The sequence below is a fragment of the Brachybacterium nesterenkovii genome (assembly GCF_900163655.1).
Lineage (GTDB): Bacteria > Actinomycetota > Actinomycetes > Actinomycetales > Dermabacteraceae > Brachybacterium > Brachybacterium nesterenkovii.
Map to the genome: position 1 here is coordinate 19,147 of NZ_FWFG01000035.1, position 24,500 is coordinate 43,646.

Annotated in this window: 23 protein-coding genes; 11 read left to right on the plus strand and 12 right to left on the minus strand. The window is 72.7% G+C overall.

The features are described from left to right. Positions 1-71: 71 nt before the first annotated feature. The 7 genes from FM110_RS03910 to FM110_RS03940 all read right to left on the minus strand — a co-directional run bounded on the left by FM110_RS03910 (position 72) and on the right by FM110_RS03940 (position 5,138). The gene (locus FM110_RS03910; protein ID WP_087102855.1) at positions 72-494 is read right to left on the minus strand and encodes a YccF domain-containing protein; all 423 of its coding nucleotides are present in this window, start codon (positions 492-494) and stop codon (positions 72-74) included. 46 nt (positions 495-540) lie between these two features. Further along, complete coding sequence (locus FM110_RS03915; protein WP_234991890.1) at positions 541-1,032, minus strand: RpiB/LacA/LacB family sugar-phosphate isomerase; 492 nt, start codon at positions 1,030-1,032, stop codon at positions 541-543. Between the two features lie 114 nt (positions 1,033-1,146). Continuing rightward, positions 1,147-1,536 carry an HsmA family protein gene (locus FM110_RS03920; protein ID WP_087102857.1) on the minus strand — a complete coding sequence of 130 codons (390 nt, stop codon included), beginning with the start codon at positions 1,534-1,536 and terminating at the stop codon, positions 1,147-1,149. Between the two features lie 522 nt (positions 1,537-2,058). Next, positions 2,059-2,511 (minus strand): VOC family protein, encoded by a 453-nt coding sequence (locus FM110_RS03925; RefSeq protein WP_087102934.1) that lies wholly within the window; start codon positions 2,509-2,511, stop codon positions 2,059-2,061. 174 nt (positions 2,512-2,685) lie between these two features. Further along, on the minus strand, positions 2,686-3,561 hold the full coding sequence (locus FM110_RS03930; protein WP_087102858.1) for a hypothetical protein: 876 nt from the start codon (positions 3,559-3,561) through the stop codon (positions 2,686-2,688). A gap of 458 nt (positions 3,562-4,019) precedes the next feature. Then, positions 4,020-4,535, minus strand: a complete 516-nt coding sequence (locus FM110_RS03935; protein WP_087102860.1) for a ferritin — start codon at positions 4,533-4,535, stop codon at positions 4,020-4,022. 183 nt (positions 4,536-4,718) lie between these two features. Next, positions 4,719-5,138 (minus strand): DUF1801 domain-containing protein, encoded by a 420-nt coding sequence (locus FM110_RS03940; protein WP_087102863.1) that lies wholly within the window; start codon positions 5,136-5,138, stop codon positions 4,719-4,721. Positions 5,139-5,449: 311 nt separating this feature from the next. On the opposite strand from FM110_RS03940, the gene FM110_RS03945 reads away from it, so the two are divergent. From FM110_RS03945 to FM110_RS03955, 3 genes are all read left to right on the plus strand, one after another. Next, entirely contained in the window at positions 5,450-7,138 is a 1,689-nt protein-coding gene (locus FM110_RS03945) for a hypothetical protein (RefSeq protein ID WP_087102864.1), read from the plus strand. A gap of 237 nt (positions 7,139-7,375) precedes the next feature. Next, positions 7,376-8,719 (plus strand): NADP-specific glutamate dehydrogenase, encoded by a 1,344-nt coding sequence (gdhA, locus tag FM110_RS03950; protein ID WP_087102866.1) that lies wholly within the window; start codon positions 7,376-7,378, stop codon positions 8,717-8,719. A 74-nt stretch (positions 8,720-8,793) separates the two neighbouring features. Then, positions 8,794-9,276 carry a DUF3995 domain-containing protein gene (locus FM110_RS03955; RefSeq protein ID WP_087102868.1) on the plus strand — a complete coding sequence of 161 codons (483 nt, stop codon included), beginning with the start codon at positions 8,794-8,796 and terminating at the stop codon, positions 9,274-9,276. Here the strand turns inward: FM110_RS03955 and FM110_RS03960 are convergent. From FM110_RS03960 to ald, 3 genes are read right to left on the minus strand one after another with little or no spacing between them, the layout of a single operon-like run. Next, positions 9,266-10,354, minus strand: a complete 1,089-nt coding sequence (locus FM110_RS03960; RefSeq protein WP_087102870.1) for a phosphotransferase family protein — start codon at positions 10,352-10,354, stop codon at positions 9,266-9,268. The two genes, FM110_RS03955 and FM110_RS03960, sit on opposite strands and share 11 nt — an antisense overlap. Beyond that, entirely contained in the window at positions 10,351-10,791 is a 441-nt protein-coding gene (locus FM110_RS03965) for a pyrimidine dimer DNA glycosylase/endonuclease V (protein WP_087102872.1), read from the minus strand. Before FM110_RS03965 ends, FM110_RS03960 begins: the two co-directional genes overlap by 4 nt. Positions 10,792-10,825: 34 nt before the next feature. After that, the gene (gene ald / locus FM110_RS03970; RefSeq protein WP_087102874.1) at positions 10,826-11,944 is read right to left on the minus strand and encodes an alanine dehydrogenase; all 1,119 of its coding nucleotides are present in this window, start codon (positions 11,942-11,944) and stop codon (positions 10,826-10,828) included. Between the two features lie 221 nt (positions 11,945-12,165). On the opposite strand from ald, the gene FM110_RS03975 reads away from it, so the two are divergent. From FM110_RS03975 to FM110_RS03990, 4 genes are all read left to right on the plus strand, one after another. Then, positions 12,166-13,029: a pyruvate, water dikinase regulatory protein gene (locus tag FM110_RS03975; RefSeq protein ID WP_087102876.1), complete on the plus strand. Its 864-nt coding sequence runs from the start codon at positions 12,166-12,168 to the stop codon at positions 13,027-13,029. Further along, positions 13,026-15,404, plus strand: a complete 2,379-nt coding sequence (gene ppsA / locus FM110_RS03980; RefSeq protein WP_087102878.1) for a phosphoenolpyruvate synthase — start codon at positions 13,026-13,028, stop codon at positions 15,402-15,404. Before FM110_RS03975 ends, ppsA begins: the two co-directional genes overlap by 4 nt. An 86-nt stretch (positions 15,405-15,490) precedes the next feature. Further along, positions 15,491-16,345, plus strand: a complete 855-nt coding sequence (locus FM110_RS03985) for a sulfite exporter TauE/SafE family protein (protein WP_087102880.1) — start codon at positions 15,491-15,493, stop codon at positions 16,343-16,345. 36 nt (positions 16,346-16,381) lie between these two features. Beyond that, the gene (locus tag FM110_RS03990) at positions 16,382-17,791 is read left to right on the plus strand and encodes a hypothetical protein (RefSeq protein ID WP_234991891.1); all 1,410 of its coding nucleotides are present in this window, start codon (positions 16,382-16,384) and stop codon (positions 17,789-17,791) included. Between the two features lie 70 nt (positions 17,792-17,861). Here the strand turns inward: FM110_RS03990 and FM110_RS03995 are convergent, their stop codons facing one another. Continuing rightward, on the minus strand, positions 17,862-18,440 hold the full coding sequence (locus FM110_RS03995) for a cysteine hydrolase family protein (protein ID WP_087102882.1): 579 nt from the start codon (positions 18,438-18,440) through the stop codon (positions 17,862-17,864). Further along, positions 18,433-19,983: a purine-cytosine permease family protein gene (locus FM110_RS04000; protein WP_087102884.1), complete on the minus strand. Its 1,551-nt coding sequence runs from the start codon at positions 19,981-19,983 to the stop codon at positions 18,433-18,435. Before FM110_RS04000 ends, FM110_RS03995 begins: the two co-directional genes overlap by 8 nt. Positions 19,984-20,078: 95 nt before the next feature. Here FM110_RS04000 and FM110_RS04005 point away from each other — a divergent pair, with 95 nt between their 5' ends. The 4 genes from FM110_RS04005 (at position 20,079) to FM110_RS04020 (ending at position 24,489) form a co-directional block, all read left to right on the plus strand. Further along, complete coding sequence (locus FM110_RS04005; protein ID WP_087102886.1) at positions 20,079-20,489, plus strand: MmcQ/YjbR family DNA-binding protein; 411 nt, start codon at positions 20,079-20,081, stop codon at positions 20,487-20,489. Between the two features lie 148 nt (positions 20,490-20,637). Beyond that, positions 20,638-21,816 (plus strand): FUSC family protein, encoded by a 1,179-nt coding sequence (locus FM110_RS04010; RefSeq protein ID WP_234991892.1) that lies wholly within the window; start codon positions 20,638-20,640, stop codon positions 21,814-21,816. Between the two features lie 86 nt (positions 21,817-21,902). Further along, complete coding sequence (locus FM110_RS04015; protein WP_087102890.1) at positions 21,903-22,364, plus strand: thioredoxin domain-containing protein; 462 nt, start codon at positions 21,903-21,905, stop codon at positions 22,362-22,364. 556 nt (positions 22,365-22,920) lie between these two features. Further along, the gene (locus tag FM110_RS04020; protein ID WP_159457967.1) at positions 22,921-24,489 is read left to right on the plus strand and encodes a DUF222 domain-containing protein; all 1,569 of its coding nucleotides are present in this window, start codon (positions 22,921-22,923) and stop codon (positions 24,487-24,489) included. Positions 24,490-24,500: the final 11 nt, after the last annotated feature.

The window sequence follows — 24,500 nt, forward strand, 5'->3', positions numbered from 1 at the left end:
GGCCCGGGGTCCGACGAACGAGCGGAGCCGGGCCGGGGAGGGGGCGCGCGGCGGAACCTTTCGGCCCGGTGTCAGCCGGCCGTCGGCAGCATCTGCGCGCGGGCGTCCGAGCTCGGGACCACCTCGCGGGCGAAGGGGAAGCACGTGACCGGGATCAGCTTGATGTTCGCCCAGGCCAGCGGGAGGCCGATGATCGTCGCGGCCTGCGCGAACGCCGTGATCATGTGACCCAGCGCGAGCCACCAGCCCGCGATGACGAACCAGATCACGTTGCCGATCGCGCTCATCGCCCCGGCGCGGCCCGGGACCACGCGCACCTCGCGGCCGAACGGCCAGGCGACAAAGCCCGCGATCCGGAACGACGCGAGGCCGAAGGGGATCGTGACGATGAAGATGCAGGCCAGGACGCCCGCGACGATGTAGCCGAGGAACAGCGACCAGCCGGCGGTGAGGAACCAGATGATGTTCAGGATCAGAGACAGGAGAGTGCGCATCCCTCGAGCGTAGGCCCGGCGCCTGCGCCCGTGCAGGGACTCGGCGTCAGCGCGACTCCTGACCCGCCTCGTAGGCGGCGATCTCCGCGAGCTTGGCGCCGTACGCGCTCGCCGGATCGTGGCGGGCGTCGAGCCAGACGTCGACCAGGGCGCAGGCGGCGACCGGGGCGATCACGTTCTGCCCCATGCACAGGATCTGGGCGTCGTAGTTCTCGACCGCGCCGCGCACGGTCACGAGGTCGTGGGCGGTCGCGGCGCGCACCCCCGGGACCTTGCTCGCGGCGATCGCGGTGCCGATGCCGGTTCCGCAGATCACGATCGCTCGATCGCCGGTGCCGTCGGCGATGGCGTGCGCCGCTCGGAAGGAGACATCGGGGTAGGTGATGTCGGCTGTCGAGAGGTCGGTGACGGACTCGACCCGCGAGTCGGCTCGGAGGTGCTCCAGGACGACGTCCTTGAGGGCGGCGCCGTTGGCCGGCGCGCCGATGACGATGCGCAAGGGGGCCTCCCCGGTGCGGACGACGCGCGCGTCCAGCATCGTCCTCGACCCTACGTGGGGCAGGGCGCCGGGCGCACCCGGTTGCGGCAGAGCGGCCCGGCGCTGCCGTCGGTCGCGAGCTCCGCACCACATCGGACTGCGGGCCCGGCAGCGTCAGCCCTCGATCATGCCGCCGAGCGCGCCCGCGATGTAGGGCACGAGCCAGATCGCCCAGACGATGACGGACAGGCGGTGGAACGTCGCGAGCTCGGCCGGACGGTTCCGCAGCAGGACGATCACCGCCCACGCGGCGTGGAACAGCATGAGGAGCAGGGCGATCGCTCCCGTCACCATCATCAGCGAGGTGAGGGGACCGGACTGGGTGGAGAGGCCGGACTCCTGGATGCGACCCATCAGGACGGTGCCGGTCGTGTCGCAGGCGAGACCGGCCAGGAACATCACCGCATGCCAGGGGCGCAGCGTGCGCTGGCGGTGCTCGGCCCACACGCCCACGGTGTAGAGGACGAGAGCGGCGGTGATGAAGAGGATCGCGAAGAGGGTCATGGGTGTCAGCGTAGGTTTCTGACGGAGTGTCGTCACGATGATGACGGAGCGTCAGAACGTGATGTGCGACGTGGCGTGGAGGATCAACGGCGATGCAGCGATGCGGCGGACCGGCAGCGGGGGAGGGATGGGAGGGGTGGGCCTTCGGTCCGGTGCACTCGTGCGCGAGATCGGCCGTAGGACCGGCCCTGACACGGGGGCAGCCGTCCAGAATCTGCAGCGCAGCGGCAGCTGCTCCGCACTATCCGGGGCAGATGCCGTCCCGGTGCAGAATCTGGACAGCTCGGCAGGAGAAAGCGCCGCCGCCCGAGACGGGCGACGGCGCTTGTCGTGCGGGGATCGACGCGGCGAACGGTGTGGGGCAGGCGGGGAGCGGTCGGTCTCTGCCGCCGGCTGGTTCCTCGCCGCCGGCTCCGGCCTCCGAGTTCGTCGATCAGCGGTGCTGTCTGACTGCTCTCCTCCCCGTCGACCTCCGCCGCCGGCTGGTTCCTCGCCGCCGGCTCCGGCCTCCGAGTTCGTCGATCAGTCCTCGGGCCCCGCTTGCACGGGCGCGGCCTCCACGTTGATCTGCCACAGCACCCCGAAGCGATCCTTCGCCTGCCCGTAGTGCGCACCCCACGGCGCCTGCTCGAAGGGCATCGCGACCTCGCCGCCGGCGCTCGCGATCCTCTCGATCAGCTCCCGACCGGCCTCGACGGTCGCAGGCTGCAGGATGAAGGAGTGGACGCCGCAGTCCAGCGGTGCGGGCGACGCCTGGCCGATCGCGTCGCCCCCGGCGATGTTCACGAGGCCGCCGTGCAGGTGCGCATGCGCGACCGCGCCCTCGGGCGGCGTGAACGGGAATCCGGAGGTGTCCATCGCGTCGTACGACATGAGGTCGAGGTCGCCGCCGAAGAGCTCGTGCCAGTGCTCGAGCACCTCCGCCGCATTGCCGGGGAAGTTGATGTAGGGGGCGAACGAGGGGTACTGGGCCATGGTGTCCTCCACGGGTCCGGGCGGCCGACGGCCGCGCTCGCGCCCATCATCGCAAGGAGCATCGCCGGGCGACCGGACCGCGAGGCGGCGTCCGGATTCTGAAGTCTCGTGACGTCTCCTTCGCGCAATCCGAAGCAGATGTCGTCCCACGGCAGATTCTGGACGGTCCGGCTCTCAGGTGCGCGTCCGGGGTGCCCGATGGTCGCCGCGCCGGACCATCGCCAGCAGCACCTGCGAGGTCCGATCCCAGTCGAGCACGACCTGCTCCCAGGTGAGCCGGACCGGGATGTATCCGAGCTCCCGCAGCCGCAGGTCCCGCTGTCGATCTCGGTGGAACTGCTCGGTGCCGGCGTGGAACGCGACGCTGTCGCACTCGATCACCAGGCGCTCGCCGACGACCATGTCCACGTGCCCCACCCCGGGGATGAGGACCTGGGGACGGACCGCGATCCCCCGGCGCTCCAGGAAGCGGCGGACGATCGTCTCCGTGCCGGATTCGGCTGTCGCAGAGAGAGGGAAGATCGCCGCCCGGTGCCGCGCGGAGAGGCCCGCGGCGACCTCATGGACCTCGGCCGCAGTGATGAGCCGCAGGTGGAGGGCTGATTCCAGGACGATCGCGGCCCCCGTGGCATCGAGACAGCGAAGCGCGTGGGTCAGCGCGTCCATCAGGGGCAGGATCGGGGCGTCCACGGGCCACGCCGTCGGCGGCGGATCGTGGAGCAGAATGCCCTGCCCGACAGCGCGTCCGCGGTCGGCGCGACGTCCGGTGCGGAGTGCGGCCTCGTGCGAGTGCGGCGACACCGGAGCCCAGATCCCGTGCAGGCGGAGCGCGCTGATGCAGGTCAGGCGATGGCCGCGGCGCAGGGCGGAGAGAGCTTCCTCGGGCGCGCCCGCCGTGGCGTACCAGCCGTGGGCGATGCGCCGCATCCGGCCGTCACGAAGGAGCAGCCCGAGCTGGCGCTTCCCGATGCCGCTGGCCGTCAGCTGCCGACGCGATCGGATGTGCAGCTCGGGCGACCGCATCGGCACGGGCGCGGCGGGTTTGGACATGGAGGCATCGTGCGGGACATCCCTGCAGCACCGGTGCTGCAGCGGCTGGCCTGTGGACAGGTCGGCTCTGGGGAGGAAGCGAGGAAAGTGCTTGTGCGGGGACAGGGACGAGTGCAAGGACGAGGGAGTGCGGTGCTGAGCGGAGCCCGGGGCAACGGAGCAGGGGGCCCCGTCCAGAAAATGCAGTGACACAGCATGTGCTCCGCACTATCCGGGGCAGATGCCGCCTCACTGCATTCTGTGGACAGGCGGGCCGTGGGGCGCGGAGGGGTCGGTGGCCCGGGCGGCGCACGACGGGACAGGCGGGCGGACCGGCGCAGGGGGACCGGTAGATCAGCCGGCGCACGACGAGAGCGGGGCGCCCCTGCTGTGCACAGGAGCACCCCGCTCGGGTCGGTGCGATGCCGCGGCGGGGCTGCGGGGCGGCTGAACCGCCCGCCTCCGCCCCGCCGCCGGGGTCACTCGTCCTCGGTGGACTCCGCGGGACGCTGGCCCAGCTCGGCGTCCAGGCGCAGCAGCCCGGAGCCGTCGTCGCCGATCAGCTCGAGGCGGCCCAGGATCTCCGAGGCGGTGGCCTCCTCCTCGATCTGCTCGTCGACGAACCAGTTCAGCAGCGGGCGAGCGTTGTAGTCGCCCTCCTTGTCGGCGCTGCGGTACAGCTCGCGGATGGCCTCGGAGACCTTCTGCTCGTGCGCGAGGGCCGCGGCGAAGACCTCCTTCATCGACAGGCCCGAGGGCACCTCCGGCGCGGCGATCGCGCCGATGCGGGCCTGGCCGTCGCGGTCCACGACGTGGTCGATGAACTTGTTGGCGTGGACGATCTCCTCGTCGGCCTGGTGGCGCAGCCAGGCGGCGATGCCCGGGAGATCCTGCTGATCGGCCTCGATGGCCAGCTGGCGGTAGACGATCGACGCCTCGAACTCGAGGGTGATCTGCTCGTTGAACTTCTTCTCCAGGTCGGTGCTCAGCTTCATGCTCCAACCATAACCTCGGGTGCGTGGTCCTGGCCATGGTGCGCGACGGGGAGCGACCGGTCGGTTCGGGTGATAGATCCGCAATGCCGGGATGCTCGGATGCCGGGCTGCCCGCAGTCGTCGTGCCGGAGGCCGGCCTCGCCGGACCGTCCGGGCGCGGTGCCGGTCTGCTGCCGTCAGCGGTCAGCAGCCCGTCGGCTCGCATGCCCGGGCGAGAGCCACCAGCTCCCGCAGGACGCTGAGGTCCACGTCTTTCAGCCCGTTGACGTACACGCAGCCCGCGCCGGTGCGGTGCTTCCCCAAGCCAGCCAGCAGCTCGGCGGCGCCCGGTGCGCTCTGCAGCCCGTACAGGGAGATCGCGGCCGTGCGTGGGGAGAAGCCGACGATGAACCAGTCGGCCGAGCTGCGGCCTGTCGCCGAGGTGTGCGGGAAGGAGCCGTAGCCGATCATCGACGGCCCCCACATGACGGACGGCTCACCGGTGACCTCCTCGAACAGTGTCAAGAGCGCCGCGCCCTCGCTCCGGCGCCGCGACGACGGGAGCGCGGCGCAGTAGGCGACGGGATCGGCGTCGGTGGGGCGGGTCTTCGGGGTGGAGGCCATGCGGCGAGGCTACGGCGCGGTGGGAGGAACCTCCACGGCGCGGCCCCACGCGCGGCGGGCGGACGGGGCCCCTCCACCGTGCGGGAGCATCCGGGGTGGTGCCGGATCCGTTCGTCGGAGGCCCGTCCTAGCATGACGGCATGGCATCGCAGCCCCCGCCCCGCACCGGGGCGCGAGCGTGCCCGCCCGTTGGAGCCGAGGCACGCTCTCCGGCTGGGGCCGAGGCACGCCCGCCTGCGGGAGCCGAGGCGTGCCCGCCGGCTGGAGCCGAGGCGCGCCCGATCGCCGGGATCGGCCCCGGACCCCGGCCGGTGCGGCGACGCCGGGCGCCGCGGACCGCCCTGGCCCTTCTGCTGGTCGTCGGTGCGCTCGGGCTGACCGGCTGCGAGGTCGCCGAGCCGGACCAGTGGCGCTTCGACGGCGACCCGCTGCTGCAGGCCGACGAGGACCTGGCCTCCATCACCGACGCATGGCGCGAGCACCTGCAGGCGACCGACCGCCTGCGCATCGTGCCCGAGAGCGCCGCCTGCTACTTCACGATCGAGGCGCCGCGGACGGTGACCGACCAGGTCGCGTGCGGCCCCGCTCTCGCCGCGGACGGCCGCACGGTGTTCGAGCGCGCGCGTATCGGCTCGTTCTACGAGCGTGACGGGAAGGTGGCCCTCGGCCTCATCGAGGCGCCCCAGAAGGCCTTCACCCCGATCCCGCGGGACGAGGCGGGGACCCCGGTCGCGGCCGACGGCACCCTGATCGTCACCGATGAGGACGTCACGCCTCCCGCGCTCCCGGGGCTCGCGACGGGGCGGGTCGAGCGCCTGCCCTCCTCGCCCACGGACCTCGAGCTGATGGGCACGATCATGGACGACACGCTCGCGCAGGACGAGGGCCGTCGGCAGCTCCCCGTGAGCGAGTCCACGGTGGTCGCGAGCTTCGCGGTCGCCGATCCCGCGCACGACAGCGCGATCCGGTGGGCCGCGCCCGCGGGAACGCACCTGGTGGTCGTGAGCGTCATGCCGTACCTGGGGGTCGCGGCCCTCGCGCAGAAGGATCTGACCGTCACGATCCGGCCCGGGGCATCGGCCGAACCGGTGGTCGTCGACCTCGCGGCCCCTCCTCCCGACGACGGCACGGGTGCGGCGTCATCCAGCGACGCCGCGCCGTCGACCGGGCCTTCCGACGGGGGAGCGTCGTCCGACGGGGGAGGGGCTTCCGACGCCAGGGGCGCCGGGGCCGATCCGGGCGACCTCCTGCTGACGATGTCGGAGGTCGACCCCGCGACGGGCGAGGTCATCGCGGTCAGCGGCCCGGCGCTCGCCCGCTACGTCATGGCGGTCCCGGATGGCGAGCACGCGCGCCTGGAGCTGACCGACGGCGTGCACCATGCGGGCGCGAGCTCTGAGCCGGGGGATGCGACGTCGGACTTCCCGCGGGTCCACCAGGTCATGAGCTACGGCGCGCACGATCTGTTCCCGGACTCCACCGCGGCGGACTCCAGTGCGCCGAACCCCGGCGCGACGGGCGCCAGCGGATCGCTCACCGTCTCCGCGAGCGGAACGGTGCACGAGCCCGAGACGGAGGGCGGGCCGCGGGCGCTGTCGCTGCCCTTCGAGGTCTTCTCGAGCGAGACCTCCGTCTACCCCGGGCCCGTGTCCTGGATCGACGGCGGCACCCCCACGGCGGTGTACACGAGCATCGATGCCGAGCTGACGGACGTCGAGCTCACGGTCGACCAGCAGCCCGTGCCGACCGCGATCGACACGCATCAGGCGCCGTCTCAGGACTCGTCGACGGCCCGGGCGGGTCTGCTGGCGGCCGAGCTGCCGTCGGCGACGGACGGGATCATCGAGCTGACGGGGACCGTCCGGGTGACCCTGTCGGCACCGCATCAGATCGACCCGGCGGTGGCGACCACGGTCCCGCCCACGACCGTCCTCGAGCTGCCCGTCACCGAGACGTTCCTGGTCGATGAGTCGACGACGGAGGGACCGCGGGCCTGGTGAGCGCCCCGGAGACGTGATGTGCGTCGCGTCCGGGCGGATGCCCCGGACCCGCCATCGACGTGAATCGCCTCTGACGTGCGCATCGGCCGCTCCACCGCCCGGATCGCGGGGCGGCCGTCCGGTCCGCGGGACGAACGTGCCTTCGCTCCCGGGCGTCGGGTCCGTACCCTGGCCCCGCACCCCGCTGCGCCCGCCTCACCGGTGGGCGCTCGCGTCCCGTCCGACGAGAGGCACCCCATGCTCGACGCCGCCCTGCAGTCCACCTATGACGAGGTCATGCGCCGCAACCCCGGCGAGCCCGAGTTCCGGCAGGCCGTCCACGAGGTCTTCGAGTCGCTGGAGGTGCTCCAGGAGCGTCAGCCCGAGTACAACGACGCCGGCATCATCACCCGCCTGTGCGAGCCCGAGCGCCAGATCATCTTCCGTGTCCCGTGGGTCGACGACCAGGGGACGGTCCAGGTCAATCGCGGCTTCCGCGTCGAGTACAACTCGGCGCTGGGCCCCTACAAGGGCGGCCTGCGCTTCCACCCGAGCGTGAACCTCGGGATCGTGAAGTTCCTCGGCTTCGAGCAGATCTTCAAGAACTCGCTGACCGGCCTTCCCATCGGCGGCGGCAAGGGCGGCTCCGACTTCGACCCGCACGGCCGTTCCGACGGCGAGGTCATGCGCTTCTGCCAGTCGTTCATGACGGAGCTGCACCGCCACATCGGCGAGTACACCGACGTCCCCGCGGGCGACATCGGCGTGGGCGCCCGCGAGATCGGCTTCCTGTTCGGGCAGTTCAAGCGCCTGACCAACCGCTACGAGGCGGGCGTGCTGACGGGCAAGGGCCTGGACTGGGGCGGCTCGCTCGTGCGCAAGGAGGCCACCGGCTACGGCTCGGCGATCTTCGCCGACGAGATGCTCAAGGCCCGCGACTCCGGCTTCGAGGGCCGCCGCGTGGGCGTCTCGGGCTCCGGCAACGTCGCCATCTACTCGATCGAGAAGGCGCAGCAGCTCGGCGGCATCCCCGTCACGGCCTCGGACTCCTCCGGCTACGTCGTGGACGAGGACGGCATCGACCTGGACCTGCTCAAGCAGATCAAGGAGGTCGAGCGCGGCCGCATCTCCGTCTACGCCGAGCGCCGCGGCGGCAATGCCCGCTTCGTCGCCGGCGGCAGCGTCTGGGACGTGCCCGTCGCGATCGCCCTGCCCTCGGCCACCCAGAACGAGCTCGACGAGAAGGCCGCGAAGACCCTCGTCGCTAACGGTGTCGAGGCCGTCTCCGAGGGCGCGAACATGCCCTGCACCCCCGAGGCCGTCGCCCTCTTCCGCGAGGCCGGCGTCGCCTTCGGCCCCGGCAAGGCGGCCAACGCGGGCGGCGTGGCCACCTCGGCCCTCGAGATGCAGCAGAACGCCTCGCGCGACACCTGGACCTTCGAGTACACCGAGGAGCGCCTCACGCAGATCATGCGCGGCATCCACGCCACCTGCCTCGAGACCGCCGAGGAGTTCGACCGCCCCGGCGACTACGTCGTGGGCGCCAACGTCGCGGGCTTCCGCAAGGTCGCCGACGCGATGATGGCCTTCGGCGTCATCTGACGGATCCGATCCGACGCACTCCGCCGGGGGATATCCCGGTGGTCGCGGCGCTCGGGCGACGGGAGGATCGGGGCATGACCCCTCCTCCTGCCGCCGGGGCCCCGCGCCACGTTTCGGCTCCCCTCGTGCTCGCCGCCGTCGCGGGCATCGTCCATGGCGCGTTCAGCCTGTACTGGGCCGCCGACGGCGACTGGCTGCTGGCGACGGTCGGGCAGCGGATGATCGAGGAGTTCGCCGACGCCCGCTGGTTGCTCGTGCCGGTCGGTCTTGTGAAGGTCACCGCGGCTCTCGCTCCAGCGATGCTTGCCGCGACGGGGTGGCCGCTGCGACGCCTGTCCCGCCTCGTGTGCTGGGCCGGTGCCACTGTGCTGCTGGCGTGGGGCGGCGCCGGGATGGTGATCGCCCAGCTGGTGCTCGCGGGGGCGATCGACGGCGGCGACGGGTTCGACCGGATGGGGATGATCGGCCACGCCTGGCTGTGGGACCCTCTGTTCGTGCTGTGGGGCGCTGCGCTCGTGGTCGGGCTGGTGCGGACGCGGGGAAGCGTCAGAGGCTGACCGCCACGACCCGGACCCCCAGGTGCGCCGCGAGCGTCCCCTCCAGCACGGGCAGGACCTCCCGGTGCAGCGGGTCGCCGTCGGCGGCGCGGCGCGTGACGTGCAGGAGCATCGCCGTGCGCTCATAGGCCACCCAGGCGTCGCGGCGGCGCAGCAGCGCGTCGGCGTCGAGGTCGAGCGCGGGATCCAGCTCCCGTGCGGCGCGCACGTACTCCGTGCTGAACGCGTCGAGGTCAGCGCGGGGCATGGGCACGTACCAGGGGCCGCCGTGGACGGGCCCGCCGATGATCGCCAGGTCCCGGGCCCGATCATCCGTCCGCGCCCACTCGAAATCGATGTAATGACAGGTCAAGTCGTCATCACTGCCTGTCCACACGACGTTCGTCGCGACCAGGTCCCCGTGGCTCAGGGCGAAGTCCCGTACGCCGGTGCAGGCGCTCTCCGCCTCTGCGCACACGGCGCGCGCCGCCTCCATGAGCGCGGCATGCCGCGCGCATACGTCGGGCGCGTTCTCGCGCCACCACGCGAACGCCCCGTCGATCTCGCCGAGCATCGACAGCGGCTGCGTGGTCAGCCCGGCTGCGGGATCGGGCCCCGCGGCGATCTGCCCGCGGCCCGGCCACGGCCGGGCGTGCATCGCCGCGAGCGTCCGTGCGTGCACCAGCAGGTGCTCGCGCGTCCACGCCGACGGGTCGAGCACCCGGCCCGGCAGATGCGTGGTGATGACGGCGGGCCGGCCGATGGGGCTGGTCGCCGGATCGGTGTGGAGGGCCAGCGGGGCGGGGCCGATGCCGGGGGGCAGCTGCGCGAGGGCCGGCAGCTCCTGTCCGAGCTGTTCGGGCAGGTCCTCGACAGCCCGCCAGGGGACCCGCACGGCGATCGCTGTGGCGGAGACCTCCTCCGCGGGCGCCAGGCGCCACACCACGAAGGACTCGCCGCGGCCGGAGACCTCGACGGTCGCCGGGCCGCCTGGACCCGAGGCCGGCACGAGCGTCCCCGCGCGCCAGGCGGCGAGGACGCGCTCGCCGATCTCGGGGGAGGCGGGGTCGGCGGGAGTTGCTGCGGATGACGTGGTCATGCGGCCTCCCAGGGCTCGACCGTGCCGGGGACCGCGCGCAGCAGCGGGTGCGCCGCCGGTGCCGCACCGGGCGGCGGCAGGTGCGGCTCGTGCTCGGGCGCCCGGGCGCGGACCTTGGCGCGCAGGTGCTCGAGCTCGTGCGCGAGCTGGCCGCTGGTCACCGGGATCGGCGCGACATCGGACACCGCGGCCGGTCGGCGGATGCGCGACGGGTCGAAGCGGTAGCCGCGCTCCGTCGCCTCGGCGCGCAGGGCGCCGAGGTAGGCGCCGGTCGCGTCCATCGGCGCGGCGTGCGCGCGGAAGCGCCGCAGCTGCGGGTGATGCCTGTAGCCGCGGGTCTCGTCAGCCAGGACCTTCTGCGCGAGGAGGCCCTCGCGCCAGCATGCGACGAGCGCCGCGCGATCGAGCATCGAGGGGTGCAGGCTCCACAGTCGCATGCCCTTATCCTCCCAGAGCCCGAGGCTCCTCCGCTCACCCCGCGAGCACCTCGTCGACGCCCACCACATCCAGCCCGTGCGCTTCGGCCACGCCCGCGTGGGTGAGCCTCCCGTCGTGCGCGGACAGCCCCTTCGCGAGCGCCGCATCACCGCGCAGCGCGTCCTCCCACCCCTCGCGGGCGAGCTTCAGGACGTAGGGCAGCGTCGCGTTCGTCAGCGCCGCGGTCGCGGTCACCGGCACCGATCCGGGCATGTTCGCCACGCAGTAGTACGTCGCGTCGTGCACGGAGAACGTCGGGTCCGCGTGCGTGGTGGGCCGCGAGCCCTCGAAGCAGCCGCCCTGGTCGATCGCCACGTCCACCAGCACCGAGCCGGGCCGCATGGTCGCGACCATCTCGTCGGTCACGAGCTTGGGCGCCCGCGTGCCGGGGATCAGGACGGATCCGATCACCACATCGGCCTGCGCCACCTGCTCGGCGAGGTCCAGCGCGGTGGAGTACCGGGTGAGGATGTCGCCGTTGTGGACGGTGGCGATCTGGCCCAGCCGGGCCAGGTTCACGTCCATCACGGTCACGTCCGCGTGCAGGCCGCGGGCCATGATCGCCGCCTGCTCGCCCACCATCCCGCCGCCGACCACCAGGACCCGCGCCTCGCGCGTGCCCGGGACACCGCCCATGAGCACGCCCGAGCCGCCGATCGGCTTCATGAGGTGGTAGGCGGCCACCTGCGTCGCCAGGCGCCCGGCGATCGCGCTCATCGGCGCCAGCAGCGGCAGCGAGCGGTCGGGCAGCTGCACCGTCTCGTACGCGATCGCCGTGGTGCCCGAGGCCAGCAGGGCGTCGGTGAGGGCGCGGTCGGCTGCGAGGTGCAGGTAGGTGAACAGCACCTGGTCGCGGCGCAGGAGGGCGTGCTCGGGCCCCACCGGCTCCTTCACCTTGACGATCATCTCCGCCGTGCCCCAGACGTCCTCGGCGCTCGGGGCGATGCGCGCGCCGGCGGCCTCGTAGTCGGCATCGGCGATGCCGGCGCCGACGCCGGCCTCCGTCTCGACGACCACCTCGTGGCCGGCGGCGACCAGCTCGTGGACACCTGCGGCCGTGAGGCCGACGCGGAACTCGTTGTCCTTGATCTCGCGGGGGATCCCGATCAGCATGGCGCTCCTCCAGACGGGTGCGGGGGCTCGAGGAGACCGGGTCGGCCTCCGGCGGATCTGCGGCGCATCGGCACTGACGCTTCCGGCCAGTGTAGGGGGAGCGTATCGATCGCCCACGACCTGGGCGGACTCTTCCCCTGAAACGACGCGGCGTGCGCATAATGGCGGCACGACCCCTGCCCCTGTTGATCCTGCCCCCGACGATGAGGGAGGAGCGGCGCATGACCGCACACCGGCCGGACCTCACCGATTCGCCTCCCGTCCCCGTGTACGTCCTCTCGGACTCCACGGGCATCAGCGCGGAGACGATGGCCAGCGCCCTGCTGCTGCAGTTCCCGGCGGTGACCTTCGAACGCCATGTGCTGCCGTTCATCACCACCGTGGACGAGGCCCGCGCCGTCGTCGAGCGCATCGACGCGGACTCCCGGGGCCCGGCCCAGCCGCTCGTGTTCATGACGGTCGTCGACGAGACCGTCCGCGCCGAGCTGCGGCGCTGCGCGGTCCCGACCATCGACTTCGTGGGCGACCACATGCCCGTGATCGAGAAGGCCCTGGGCCGCCACGGCGACCACCGCATCGCCGCCCTCCACGGCACCGGCGACCAGAGGCGCTACAACCGGCGGATGGCCGCGGTCGAGTTCGCGATCGAGCACGACGACGGGCAGAGCCTGCGCGCCCTGGAGAAGGCGGACCTCGTGCTCATCGCCCCCTCGCGCTGCGGCAAGACCCCGACCAGCATGTTCCTGGCCCTCCAGCACGGCCTGTTCGTGGCCAACTACCCCCTGATCGACGAGGACCTCGAGGTCGACGACCTGCCGCGCCCCCTGACGGAGCTGCGCGATCGCTGCTTCGGTCTCGTCTCCTCCCCCCAGCGCCTGCACGAGGTCCGCTCCGAGCGCCGCCCCGGCTCCCGGTACGCCTCCGAGCAGCAGGTCGTCTGGGAGCTGACGCGGGCGCAGCGCATGTACCGCCGTCACACGATCCCCTTCGTCGACACCTCCACCCGATCCGTCGAGGAGATCGCCACGATCATTCTCCAGAAGTTCCCGCGCGCGGGATCGAGCACAGACAAGGACGTCTCATGAGCACCAACATCAAGCACTTCTCCGAGCTCGGCATGGGCGATGTCGAGGTCGTCGGCGGCAAGAACGCCTCCCTCGGGGAGATGGTCTCGAACCTGACCGACCTGGGTGTGAGCGTCCCCGACGGCTTCGCGACGACCGCGGAGGCCTACCGCCGCTTCCTCGGCGAGACGGGGCTGGCCGACCGCATCAATGCCCGCCTCGCCGACCTCGACACCGATGACACGATCGAGCTGGCCGCCGCGGGCCGGGAGATCCGCGACCTCGTGATCGCCCAGCCCTTCCCCGCCGACCTCGAGGAGGAGATCCGCGCGGCCTACGAGGAGCTCGCTGAGGGCAGCGGCGCGGAGGCGTCGTTCGCGGTGCGCTCCTCGGCCACGGCCGAGGACCTCCCGGACGCCTCCTTCGCGGGCCAGCAGGAGACGTTCTTGAACGTGCGCGGCATCGACGCGGTGCTGCAGGCCATCCGCGAGGTCTTCGCGTCCCTCTACAACGACCGCGCGATCGCCTACCGGGTGCACCACTCGTTCGAGCACGCGGCGGTCGCGCTGTCGGCCGGCGTGCAGAAGATGGTGCGCTCGGACATCGGCGCCAGCGGCGTCATGTTCACGATGGACACCGAGTCCGGCTTCGACGGCGCCGTGTTCATCACCAGCGCCTACGGCCTGGGCGAGGGCGTGGTGCAGGGCGCCGTGAACCCCGACGAGTTCTACGTCCGCAAGGACTCGCTGAAGGCCGGACGGCCCGCGATCCTGCGCCGCACGGTGGGCGAGAAGGCCACCAAGATGACGTACACCGAGGACGCGACGGTCGGGCGGACCACGGCGTTCGTGCCCGTCGACGAGGCCGAGCAGCGGGTCCTGTCGCTGCGCGACGAGCAGGTCGAGGAGCTCGCCCGCCACGCCCTCGTCATCGAGGAGCACTACGGGCGCCCGATGGATATCGAGTGGGGCCTCGACGGCGCCGACGGGAAGGTCTACGTGCTGCAGGCCCGCCCGGAGACGGTGCAGTCGCGCGCGACGGGCAGCGTGGAGAAGTTCCGCATGGCCGAGCTCGGTGAGGTGCTCATCGAGGGCCGCGCGATCGGCCAGCGCATCGGCGCCGGGACGGTCCGGGTGCTGCGCTCGATCGACGAGATGCACGACTTCGTCCCCGGGGACGTGCTGGTGGCGGACATGACCGACCCCGACTGGGAGCCGATCATGAAGCGCGCCGCCGCGATCGTCACCAACCGCGGCGGCCGCACCTGCCACGCGGCGATCATCGCCCGCGAGCTCGGCGTCCCCGCCGTCGTCGGCACGGGCACGGCCACCAAGGATCTGGCCGACGGGCGCGAGGTGACGGTCTCCGCCGCCGAGGGCGACACCGGCTACGTGTACGACGGGCTGCTGGACTTCACCCGGACCTCCACGGACGTCGACGAGATGCCCGAGCTGCCCGTGAAGATCATGATGAACGTCGGCGCGCCCGAGCAGGCCTTCGGCCTCTCCCGCATCCCCAACGAGGGCGTGGGGCTCGCGCGCCTGGAGTTCATCATCAACCGCCAGATCGGCATCCACCCGCGCGCGCTCCTCGAGCTCGAGAGCCTCGAGGACGCCGCCCTGCGCGAGCGCATCGAGCACATGACCGCCGCCTACCCCTCGCCGCGCGAATACTTCGTCTCCCGCGTGACCGAGGGCGTCGCGACGATCGCCGCGGCCTTCCACCCCAAGCCCGTGATCGTCCGCATGAGCGACTTCAAGTCCAACGAGTACGCGAACCTCGTGGCCGGCCCGCTGTTCGAGCCGGAGGAGGAGAACCCGATGATCGGGTACCGCGGCGCCGCGCGGTACGTCTCGCCGGACTTCGCGGAGTGCTTCGCGATGGAGTGCGAGGCCATGAAGAGGGTGCGCGACGACATGGGGCTGACGAACGTGAAGCTCATGATCCCGTTCGTCCGCACGCCCGAGCAGGGCGCCGAGGTGATCGAGCTGATGGCCTCCCACGGCCTGGTGCGCGGCGAGAACGGCCTGGAGATCGTGATGATGTGCGAGCTGCCGTCGAACGCCGCGATCCCGGAGGCCTTCCTCGAGCACTTCGACGGCTTCTCGATCGGCAGCAACGACATGACGCAGCTGACGCTGGGCCTGGACCGCGACAGCTCCCTCGTGGCCGAGGACTTCGACGAGCGCAACCCGGCGGTGCTGTTCATGCTCGAGCGGGCCATCGAGGCCTGCCGTGCCCAGGGCAAGTACGTGGGCATCTGCGGGCAGGGCCCGTCGGACCACCCGGATCTCGCCGCCTGGCTGCTGGACAAGCAGATCGCGTCGATGTCGCTGAACCCCGACACGGTGGTGGAGACCTGGCTGGCGCTCGCGAAGCAGAGCAGCGCGTCCTGACCGCGGAGGACCTCACCGCTCGAGTCTGACCGCGGGGGCCGGGAGCCGATGCTCCCGGCCCCCGTCGTGCTCATAGGATCCAGGGCATGGGTTCTGTGCTGCTCGCCGCCGTGATCGGACTCGCCGTGGGCGTGGTGGTCGGTGCTCTCGGCGCGGGCGGCGGGATCCTCGCGGTCCCCGTGCTCGTGCTCCTGCTGGGCCAGGATCCGCACGCGGCGACGGCGTCGTCGCTGGTCATCGTGCTGCTGACGGCGCTCGCGAGCCTCGTCCACCGGGCCCGGACGCGGGAGGTCGCCTGGCGTCAGGGCCTCGTTTTCGCCCTGTGCACGACGATCGGCGGGGTCGCGGGCTCGCGCGCCTCGGTGCTGGTCGACGGCGATGTTCTGCTGGCCGCCTTCTCGCTGCTGCTGGGGTCGGTCTGCGTGGCGATGGCGCGGCAGGGGCTGGCGGCGCGACGGGCCGAGGACGCCGCTGCGGAGCCCGTTGCGGAGCCGACCGATGAGCCCGTGGCCGATCCGGAGGAGTTCGACCTCGCGGCCGACGCCACCGACCCCTCCCGCACCCGGGGACGTGCTCCGTCGACGACCGTGCTGGTCCTCGCTGCGACCGTGACGGGCCTACTCACGGGCTTCTTCGGGGTGGGCGGCGGCTTCGTCGTCGTCCCCATCCTGGTGCTGGCGCTGGGCATGGGGCCGCGGCGGGCTGCGGGCACGTCGCTGCTGGTCATGATCGTGGCGAGCCTCGTCGGCCTGGTCTCCCGCGTCGACATCCTCGGGACGCTCGACTGGGCGGTGACGCTCGCGTTCGCGGCCGGGTCGATGGCGGGCGGACTGCTGGGAGGCCCGCTCTCGGCGCGGGCCCGGGCGTCGACGCTCACGCTCGCCTTCGCGTCCCTGCTGGGCGCGGTCGCGGCGGTGACGGCGGGCAGCATCGTCCTCTAGTTGAGAACGATCCTCAGCAACTGCTACGGTCCCCGCATGAGCTACATGGGAACCGTTCGCAATAATGGTGGCCTGTCGGCCGCCCTCCTCCTCTCCGGAGCCCTCGCCCTCACCGCGTGCGGCGGCCCGGCCGCGACCGACGGCGTGAGCGACGGGGGAGGCGCCGAGACCGTCTCCGCGGCCCCGGAGCGCACCGAGGTCGGCGCCCTGACCCCGCGCATCGTGCTGGCCCACGACACGGGCGTGGTCGTCCTCGACTCCGCCGACGGCTCGGAGCTCGCCGACGTGCCCGTGAAGGGCTATGCGCGCCTGGGCCATGCCGGCGACGGCCGCCACGTGATGGTCGCGGCCTCCGGCGGCTTCACCGCCCTGGACACCGGCCTCATCGAGAAGGCTCACGGCGACCACTCCCACTTCTTCACGCAGGAGCCCGTCCTCACGAAGGCCACCGTGAAGGGCGAGGAGCCCGGGCACGTCGTCCCCCACGGCGAGAGGACCGCCCTGTTCGACGACGGCACGGGGCAGATGACCGTCTTCGATCCGGCCGCGCTCGCCGAGGGCACCCTCGGGGAGACCGCGAGGACGAAGACCTCCGCCCCGCACCACGGTGTCGCGGTGCCGCTGTCCGACGGCTCGCTCCTGCACACCGAGGGCACCGAGGACGAACGGCACAGCGTTGTCGTCCAGGACGCCTCCGGGACGGAGATCGCCCGCACCGACGAGTGCCCCGGCGTGCACGGCGAGGCCGCCGCCCAGCCGACCGCAAACGGCGACGTCGTCGCCATCGGCTGCACCGACGGACCCGTCGTCTACCGCGACGGCGCCTTCCACAAGTACGCCCCGATCCCCGGCCACGAGCGCTCCGGCAACCTCCAGGGCGTCGAGTCCTCGTCCGTCGTCCTCATGGACGGCGAGCCCGTGACCGACGGCGGCGACGCCCGCGGCTCGACCACCATCGGCCTGCTCGACACCGCGACGGACGGGCCGGTCAAGACCGTCGACCTGGGCTCGGCCTACTGGTTCCGCTCGCTGGACCGCGGACCCGACGGCGAGGCCCTCGTGCTCACCGAGGACGGCGAGCTCAACATCATCGACCCGGCCACCGGGCAGATGAAGCACGAGGTCAAGGCCACCGAGCCGTGGACCGAGCCCGAGGACTGGCAGGAGCCGGCGCCCATGCTCGCCGTCGCCGACGGCACCGCCTTCGTGGCCGACCCGCAGCACAAGAAGCTCGCGATGATCGACATCGCCAGCGGGGAGACCTACCGCACGCTCGACCTGCCCGTGATCCCCCACGAGATCCAGGTGACGACGGGCTCGCCGTCGGGCGAGATGCACGTCGGCGAGGCCGGTGCGTCCGACGCGGGCGGCGAGCACGAGGGCCACGAGCACGAGGGCCACGATCACGAGGGTCATGACCACGAGGGCGAGGGCCACGCCCACTGATCGGCCCGACGAGCCGCGGAGGGTCGGAGCGCACCGGGGGCGCGGCCCGGCCCTTCGCTCCGTCCGGGGGTCAGGAGCCGATAACCTCCGCCGCGTCCGCGAGCGCGATCTGCGGAGGGAACAGCCCCATCACGTGCAGCGCGGCCCGGCCGTTCTCGGCGGTGGAGGCCGCGCACGCGTCGCGCACCACGGTCGCGCGCATCCCGGCATCGGCGGCCGCGAGCGCCGTCGTGATCACGCAGCAGTCGGTCGAGACGCCCGCGAGCAGCAGGTGGGCGTCGGGCCCGACGGCGGCGGCGAGCTGGGCGCCCCACTTGCCGAAGGTCGGCTCGTCGATGGTCGGGTGCGCCGAGAGGCCGCGCGCCTCGTCGACCAGTGCGTACAGCGGATCGGAGGCGGAGACGTCCGCGAAGGGCCACGCCCGGAAGTAGTCGCCCCACGCGGTCGCGCGGTCCGCGGTGGGCAGCCACCGCGTCACGAGCGTGCGCTCAGGGCCCACATGCGCGGCGAGCTCCCGGATGCGCTCCATCGCGGCCGGGAAGAACGGCGAGGCCCAGTCGCTGCCCGGGTCGGCGAAGATCCGCTGGGGATCGATGACGACGAGCCGGACGGGCCGGCCCTCGTCGAAGCGGTCGCGGTCCTCAGTCACGGCTCCTCAGTCCCTCCTCCTGCGCGCGGATCCGCCTGCGCCGCGCGATCGCGGTGACGGCGAAGCCGAGCACGAGCGCGAGCAGCACGCCCAGGTTCGAGTAGGCCCACGGGCCGTCCCAGTAGGCGCCCGCGGGATCGGCCACGTGCGTGCCCAGGCCCAGGGGCTCGAGCAGGTAGCCCTGCCAGTTGTTCCACGGCGCCTCGGCCGCGTACGTGTTGACCACCAGGCCCCAGCCGAGGACGGAGGCGATGAGCATCGTCGCCACGGAGATCCAGTCGACGGATCCGTAGCGGCCGCGGGCGTCGAACAGCGCGGCCTCGTCGTAGTCCGTGCGGCGGGTCAGGACGTCGGCGATGAGGATCCCGGCCCACGCCGCCACCGGCACGCCCAGCGTGATGAGGAAGCTCTGGAACGGGCCGATGAAGCTGGTCGCGAAGAACACCACCCAGATGGTGCCCGCGGTCAGGATCGCCCCGTCGATGAAGGCCGCGAGCGGCCGGGGGATGCGGATGCCCAGGCTCAGCAGCGTCAGGCCCGAGGAGTAGATGCCGTTGACGGCGCCCGAGACGAGGGTCAGCACGGCCACGATCCAGAACGGCACGAGCGCCCAGATCGGCAGCAGCGTCACCAGGGTGCCGACGGGGTCCGTGGAGATCCGGTCCATCACCTTCGCGTCGGAGCCGGCGAGCAGCAGCCCGAAGACCACCAGGATCACCGGGGCCGCGGAGCCGCCGATCGTGTTCCAGGCGACGATCGCGCCGTCGGACGCGGTGCGCTTCTGGTAGCGCGACCAGTCGGCGGAGATGTTGATCCAGCCCAGCCCGAAGCCCGTCATCACCATCACGAGCGCGCCGATCATCTGCTGCGGCGTGCCCGAGGGGAGCGCGGCGACGGCCTCCCAGTCGATGTGGGGAATGGTCAGGAGCATGAACAGCACGGTCATCGCGCCCGTCGCCCACGTCAGGACCGACTGGATGCGCATGATCGTGTGATAGCCCAGGACGGAGGCGACCACGATGATCGCGGCGATGATGAGCGTCGCGATGACCAGCACCGCCGTGCCGGACGACAGCCCGAGCGCCTGCAGCACGGTGGCCGTCGCGAGCACCGCGGAGATCGCCAGCATCGTCTCCCAGCCGATCGAGGTGAGCCACGAGACGACACCGGGCAGCTTCTGCCCCGTCACGCCGAACGCGGCGCGCGAGAGCACCATCGTCGGCGCGCTCCCGCGCTTGCCGGCGATCGCGACCAGTCCGCACAGCGCGAAGCTGATGACGATGCCGATCACGGCGACGATGCTCGCCTGCCAGAACGAGATGCCCGCCTGCAGCAGGTAGGCGCCGTAGCTCATGCCGAACACGGACACGTTCGCGGCGAACCACGGCCAGAACAGGTCGCGCGGCCGGGCGGTGCGCTCGGACTCGGCGATGATCTCGATGCCGGTGGTCTCGACGAGGGTGCCGGGGCGGTCTTCGCGGTCGCCGCGCGAGGAGCCGGGGCTGCGAGAGGAGGACGACGAGGGCGGGGGGACGGACGACATGGTCGCCTCCGTGGGGGTTCAGCGGGGAGGGGTGGCCTTACCGTACCTGGCCGTCGGCGACGACACCGGGCGGCTCACGCCGCTACCGTGGCCCCATGGACGCGAACGCCCTGACCGCCGCGGCCGCCGCTCGTACCGAGGAGCTCCCGGGCGCGCAGCTGACCCATCCCTTCGGCCCGGACTGGGACGTGTACAAGGTGCGCGGCAAGGTGTTCATGCTGATCACGGAGATCACCGGGGAGCCGATGGCGACGGTGAAGTCCGACCCTGCCGACTCGCGCGCGCTGCGCGAGGCCTACGACGACATCTCGCCCGGCTACCACATGAACAAGAAGCACTGGATCACGATGACCGGAGGCGGGCGGCTCGACGGGCAGATGGTCGCGGACCTCGTCACCGAGTCGTATCTGCTGGTGGTCGAGAAGCTCCCGCGTGCTCAGCGCCCGGTGGACCCGGCGACGTTCGGGCAGGACGGGTCGAGCGAGCAGGACGCGGCGAACGGGTAAGACGCGGAGGACTCCCGGGGAGGGACGGAGCGTGAGGCGCCGGGCGACCGCCGCAGGCCCTGAGATCGCTGTCGTGTGCGCCCCCCGTCGTGCGTGCGGGGTCCCGCGGGAGGTGTCGCGAGCGATCGGAGGCTGATATCCCGGACGGGTGACCGTCCCGCCCGCTCCAGCCCCGTCGCCATCGTCCGATCCCTCGTCGGCCCGGCCGGACGCCTCGCCGCCCCGACCCGCACCCGCCGGGTCAGCGCACCCCCATCCCCTCACCGTCCTCCGCGGGGCCCACCCGCGCCGCCTGCTGCGCCTGGGCCCCGGACTCGCCGACCACATCCCCTCCTTCCGGATCGCAATGGGCGTGGCCGGGCCGCTCGCCGTGCTGCTGGCGATGGGCCATCCGGCCTGGACGCTCTACGGCTCCTTCGGCGCGTTCACCGGCATCTACTCCCGCTATGAGCCGACGCGGCTGCGCTTCCGACGGCAGAGTCTGATCGGGCTGATCCTCACGATCTGCGTGAGCGTTGGCGCTCTCGTCGCGCAGACGGCCGCGACCTGGCCGACCGGACCGGCGGAGGCCCTGCGCCTGGTCGTCCCCGCCCTGCTCGCGGCCGGGTGCGCGACGGTCGTGACGGCTCGCGGGCTGCGGCCGGGCGGGGCGCTGTTCCCGCTGTTCGGGGTAGGGGCGGTGTCGACGGCGCCCCCGAGCGCGAGCGTCGCCACGGCCGCCCTGGTCGCGGGCCTGAGCGCCGCCTGGTGCGTGCTGCTGGGGCTGGCGGGCCACTACCTGGGCGAGCGCCACCCCGACGCGGATGTGCCCGACGCCCCGCGGGTGCGCCCAGCTCAGCTGGCTGGGGAGTTCGCGCGATACGCGGTCGCGGCGCTCGTCGCCGGGCTGCTGGGGTCGATGACCGGGCTCATGTCCCCGTACTGGGCGCAGGTCGCGGCGGTCGTGCCGCTGTCGGCGGTGCGCCGCGATGCGCAGATCGAGCGCGGTCTGCACCGCGTGATCGGGACGGCGGCCGGGGTGGTCGTCACCGCGTTCCTGCTCTCGTTCCCCGCGCAGCCGTGGCAGCTGGCCGTGTGGGTGGTGCTGCTGCAGTTCCTCACCGAGATGTTCGTGCTGCGCAACTATGTGCTGTCGCTGCTGTTCGTCACGCCGATGGCGCTGCTGATGGTGCAGCTGGGGCATCCGCTGCCGGCGGTGCCGCTGCTGCAGGCCCGGGTGATCGAGACGGTCATCGGCGTCGCGGTCGCGCTCGCCGTCGTGCTGGCGGGCGGCGCGTGGTCGCGGTGGCGGCGGCGTCGGACGGCCGGGCCCGATACGGTGGCCTGAGAGGGCGCGGAAGCGGGAGAGTTCCGGTGACGACGCGGGCGAGCTGAGACCCGGCGACCCTGATGCCGCGCGGGAGGGGAGGCGCCATGAGGAACCGGACGATCGCGACCGTGATCGTGCTGCCGATCGTCCTGTCCGTCCTGCTCACGTGGGGGATCGTGCGCTCGGACGCGACGATGATCGCGAGCGGGGCGGCCGGGCTCGCGGCGACGATCGGCCTCGGCTGGTTCTCCCTGCGCCGCGGACGGCACGTGCCGCTCGAGCGGGCGCGGGCGCTCGCCGCCGATGATGGCGCGGCGATCGTGCTGTGGAAGCCCGGCTGCGGGTACTGCGAGGTCCTGCTGCACCGCCTGCGCCGCCGCGACGATATCGCCTGGGTGAACGTGTGGGCCGACGATGAGGCGAATGCCCTGGTGCGGTCCGTGAACGGCGGGGACGAGCTCACCCCTACCGTGCTCGTCGGGGAGATGGTGCTGCGCAATCCGTCGGCCGCGGAGCTGGCCGCGGTGCTCGACGGGCGCTCTGGCGTGCTCCGACCCGCGGGCTGAGAGAGCGCTCGGGGAGACCCCAGCGCGCCTCCAGCGGGAGCCTCCTCAGCGGATCTCCAGGGGGAGTCGTCATGGAGCCCCCTCGGCGAGCCTCCTCGGTGGCCCGGGCGGGGCGCGTCGCGACGGCCCGGACGGGGTGAGCCTCTGTGGCCCGGACGGGAGGGAGCGCGACGGCCCGAGCGAGGTGAGCCGCGACGGCCCGGACGGGGTGAGCCACAGCGGCCCGCATGGGGCGCGTCGCGTTTCCTCCACAATCACAGTTGTCCACAGTGCAGAGTGGCGATGACCTGCGGGCTTCGTTCGTCAGACCCCCTCCGTAGCGTGGTCTCATCAGTCGAGGACGGGCCATCGGGGCCGGTTCTCGCAGGGCGGTCCTCGCAGGCCGTCCTGATGGGACCGATCGCGGGAGGAGGTGACGGGAATGGGGCTGTCGACGGGACGATCGTTCGAGGAGTGGCTGGAGGAGCGGGACGGGGCGCGGAATGGGCCGCGCGGCCGTCGCCGGAGCGCGCGGGCGGATGGGAGCGGGCGGGCGGACGGGAACGGCGCTGATCTGATGGGCACGAGCACTTCGGCCTCGGCGGCCACGAGCGGCACTGCCGCGCCGGATGGCGCTGTCGTCGGCGCCGCGGAGTCCGCCCGCCAGGCCGCCGCGCTGCTGGATCGGGCGCGCGAGCTCATCCGCCTGGCCGACGCGCTCCTCGCCCCGCTGCCGCGCCTGACCGCGACCGATGCCGGAGTGCGCGGCGGCAGAACAGACGACGACGGAGGTCACGCCGACGGCGCGCTGCATGACGAGGACGCCCTCGTGACCTGCGTCGAGGTGGCCGAGCGGATCGCCGCGGTGGCGAGCTCCGCCCAACGCCGGGCCTCCGTCGCCTACCGCGCCTCACGGATCGCGGCCCAGCGTGCGGCCGGTGTCGCCGCGCGCGACCTCGGCCGCGGGGTGGCCGAGGAGATCGCCCTGGCCCGGCGCATCACGCCCACCGCGGCGTCGAACCAGATCGCCCTGGGCCGTGTGATCGTCGAGTCCCTGCCGTGCACCGAGTCCCTGCTCGCCGCCGGGGAGATCAGCGCATGGGCGGCCGATGAGGTCGCCAAGGCCGTCATCACCCTGTCCGACGCCGATCGCGCCCGCGTGGATGCGGACCTCGCCCCGCGCCTGCCCGAGGTCACCGCCCGTCGGGCCGGTGCCCTCGCCCGGGCTCGCGCCGCCGAGCTCGACCAGGAGGCCGCCCTGGCGCGGATGCGCCGCGAGGTCGACCAGCGGGCTGTGACCATCCGCCCGGTGAGCGATGTGCTCGTGCGCGTCTCGGCGCTGCTGCCGACGGCGCAGGGCGTGGCCGTGTATGCCGCGCTGGACCGGACGGCCCGTGGCGCCCGCGCGCAGGGTGATGAGCGCAGCCGTGGCCAGCACATGGCCGACACCCTCTTCTCCCGCGTCACCGGTCTCGAGAGGGTCGAGCACGCGGACGTGGAGGTGCAGCTGCTCATGACCGACCGGGCGCTGCTCGGCGGCGGTGCGGACACTGCATGGCTCGACGGTCACCCGCTGCCGGCGCAGATCGCGCGCCACCTGGTGCTCGGGGGAGAGCCAGGCTGTGCGGGTGCGGGTGCGGGTGCGGGTGCGGGTGCGGGTGCGGATGGGGATACGGATGGGGGTGCGGGTGCCGCGACGGCGGGGAAGGACCGGGATCCGGTCGGCGGAGCGGGAATCCCTGCCTCGTCCAGCTGCGGAACGACCACCCCGCCCGACGTGCGGCGCTTCATCCGCCGTCTCTACACCGACCCCGACACCGGTGCGCTCCGCGACGCCGATACCCGCCGCCGCCTCTTCACCGGTGCTGTCCGGTCGCACGTGCTCCTGCGGGACCGCCACTGCCGCGGCCCCTGGTGCGACGGCGCCATCGCCCACGTCCACCACGTGCAGGGCTGGGCGGAGGGCGGCGACACCACCGCTGACAACGGCGTGGGCACCTGCGCGCGTCTCAACCTCGCCGTCGAGATGCCCGGATGGAGCACGGCGAGCGAAGCGGACGGGACGCTGCGGATCACCACGCCCACGGGGCGGGAGCACCGGTCTCCACCGCCGCCGCTGCGTCAGCCGGACGCGGAGCCGCCGTGATGAACGCGGCG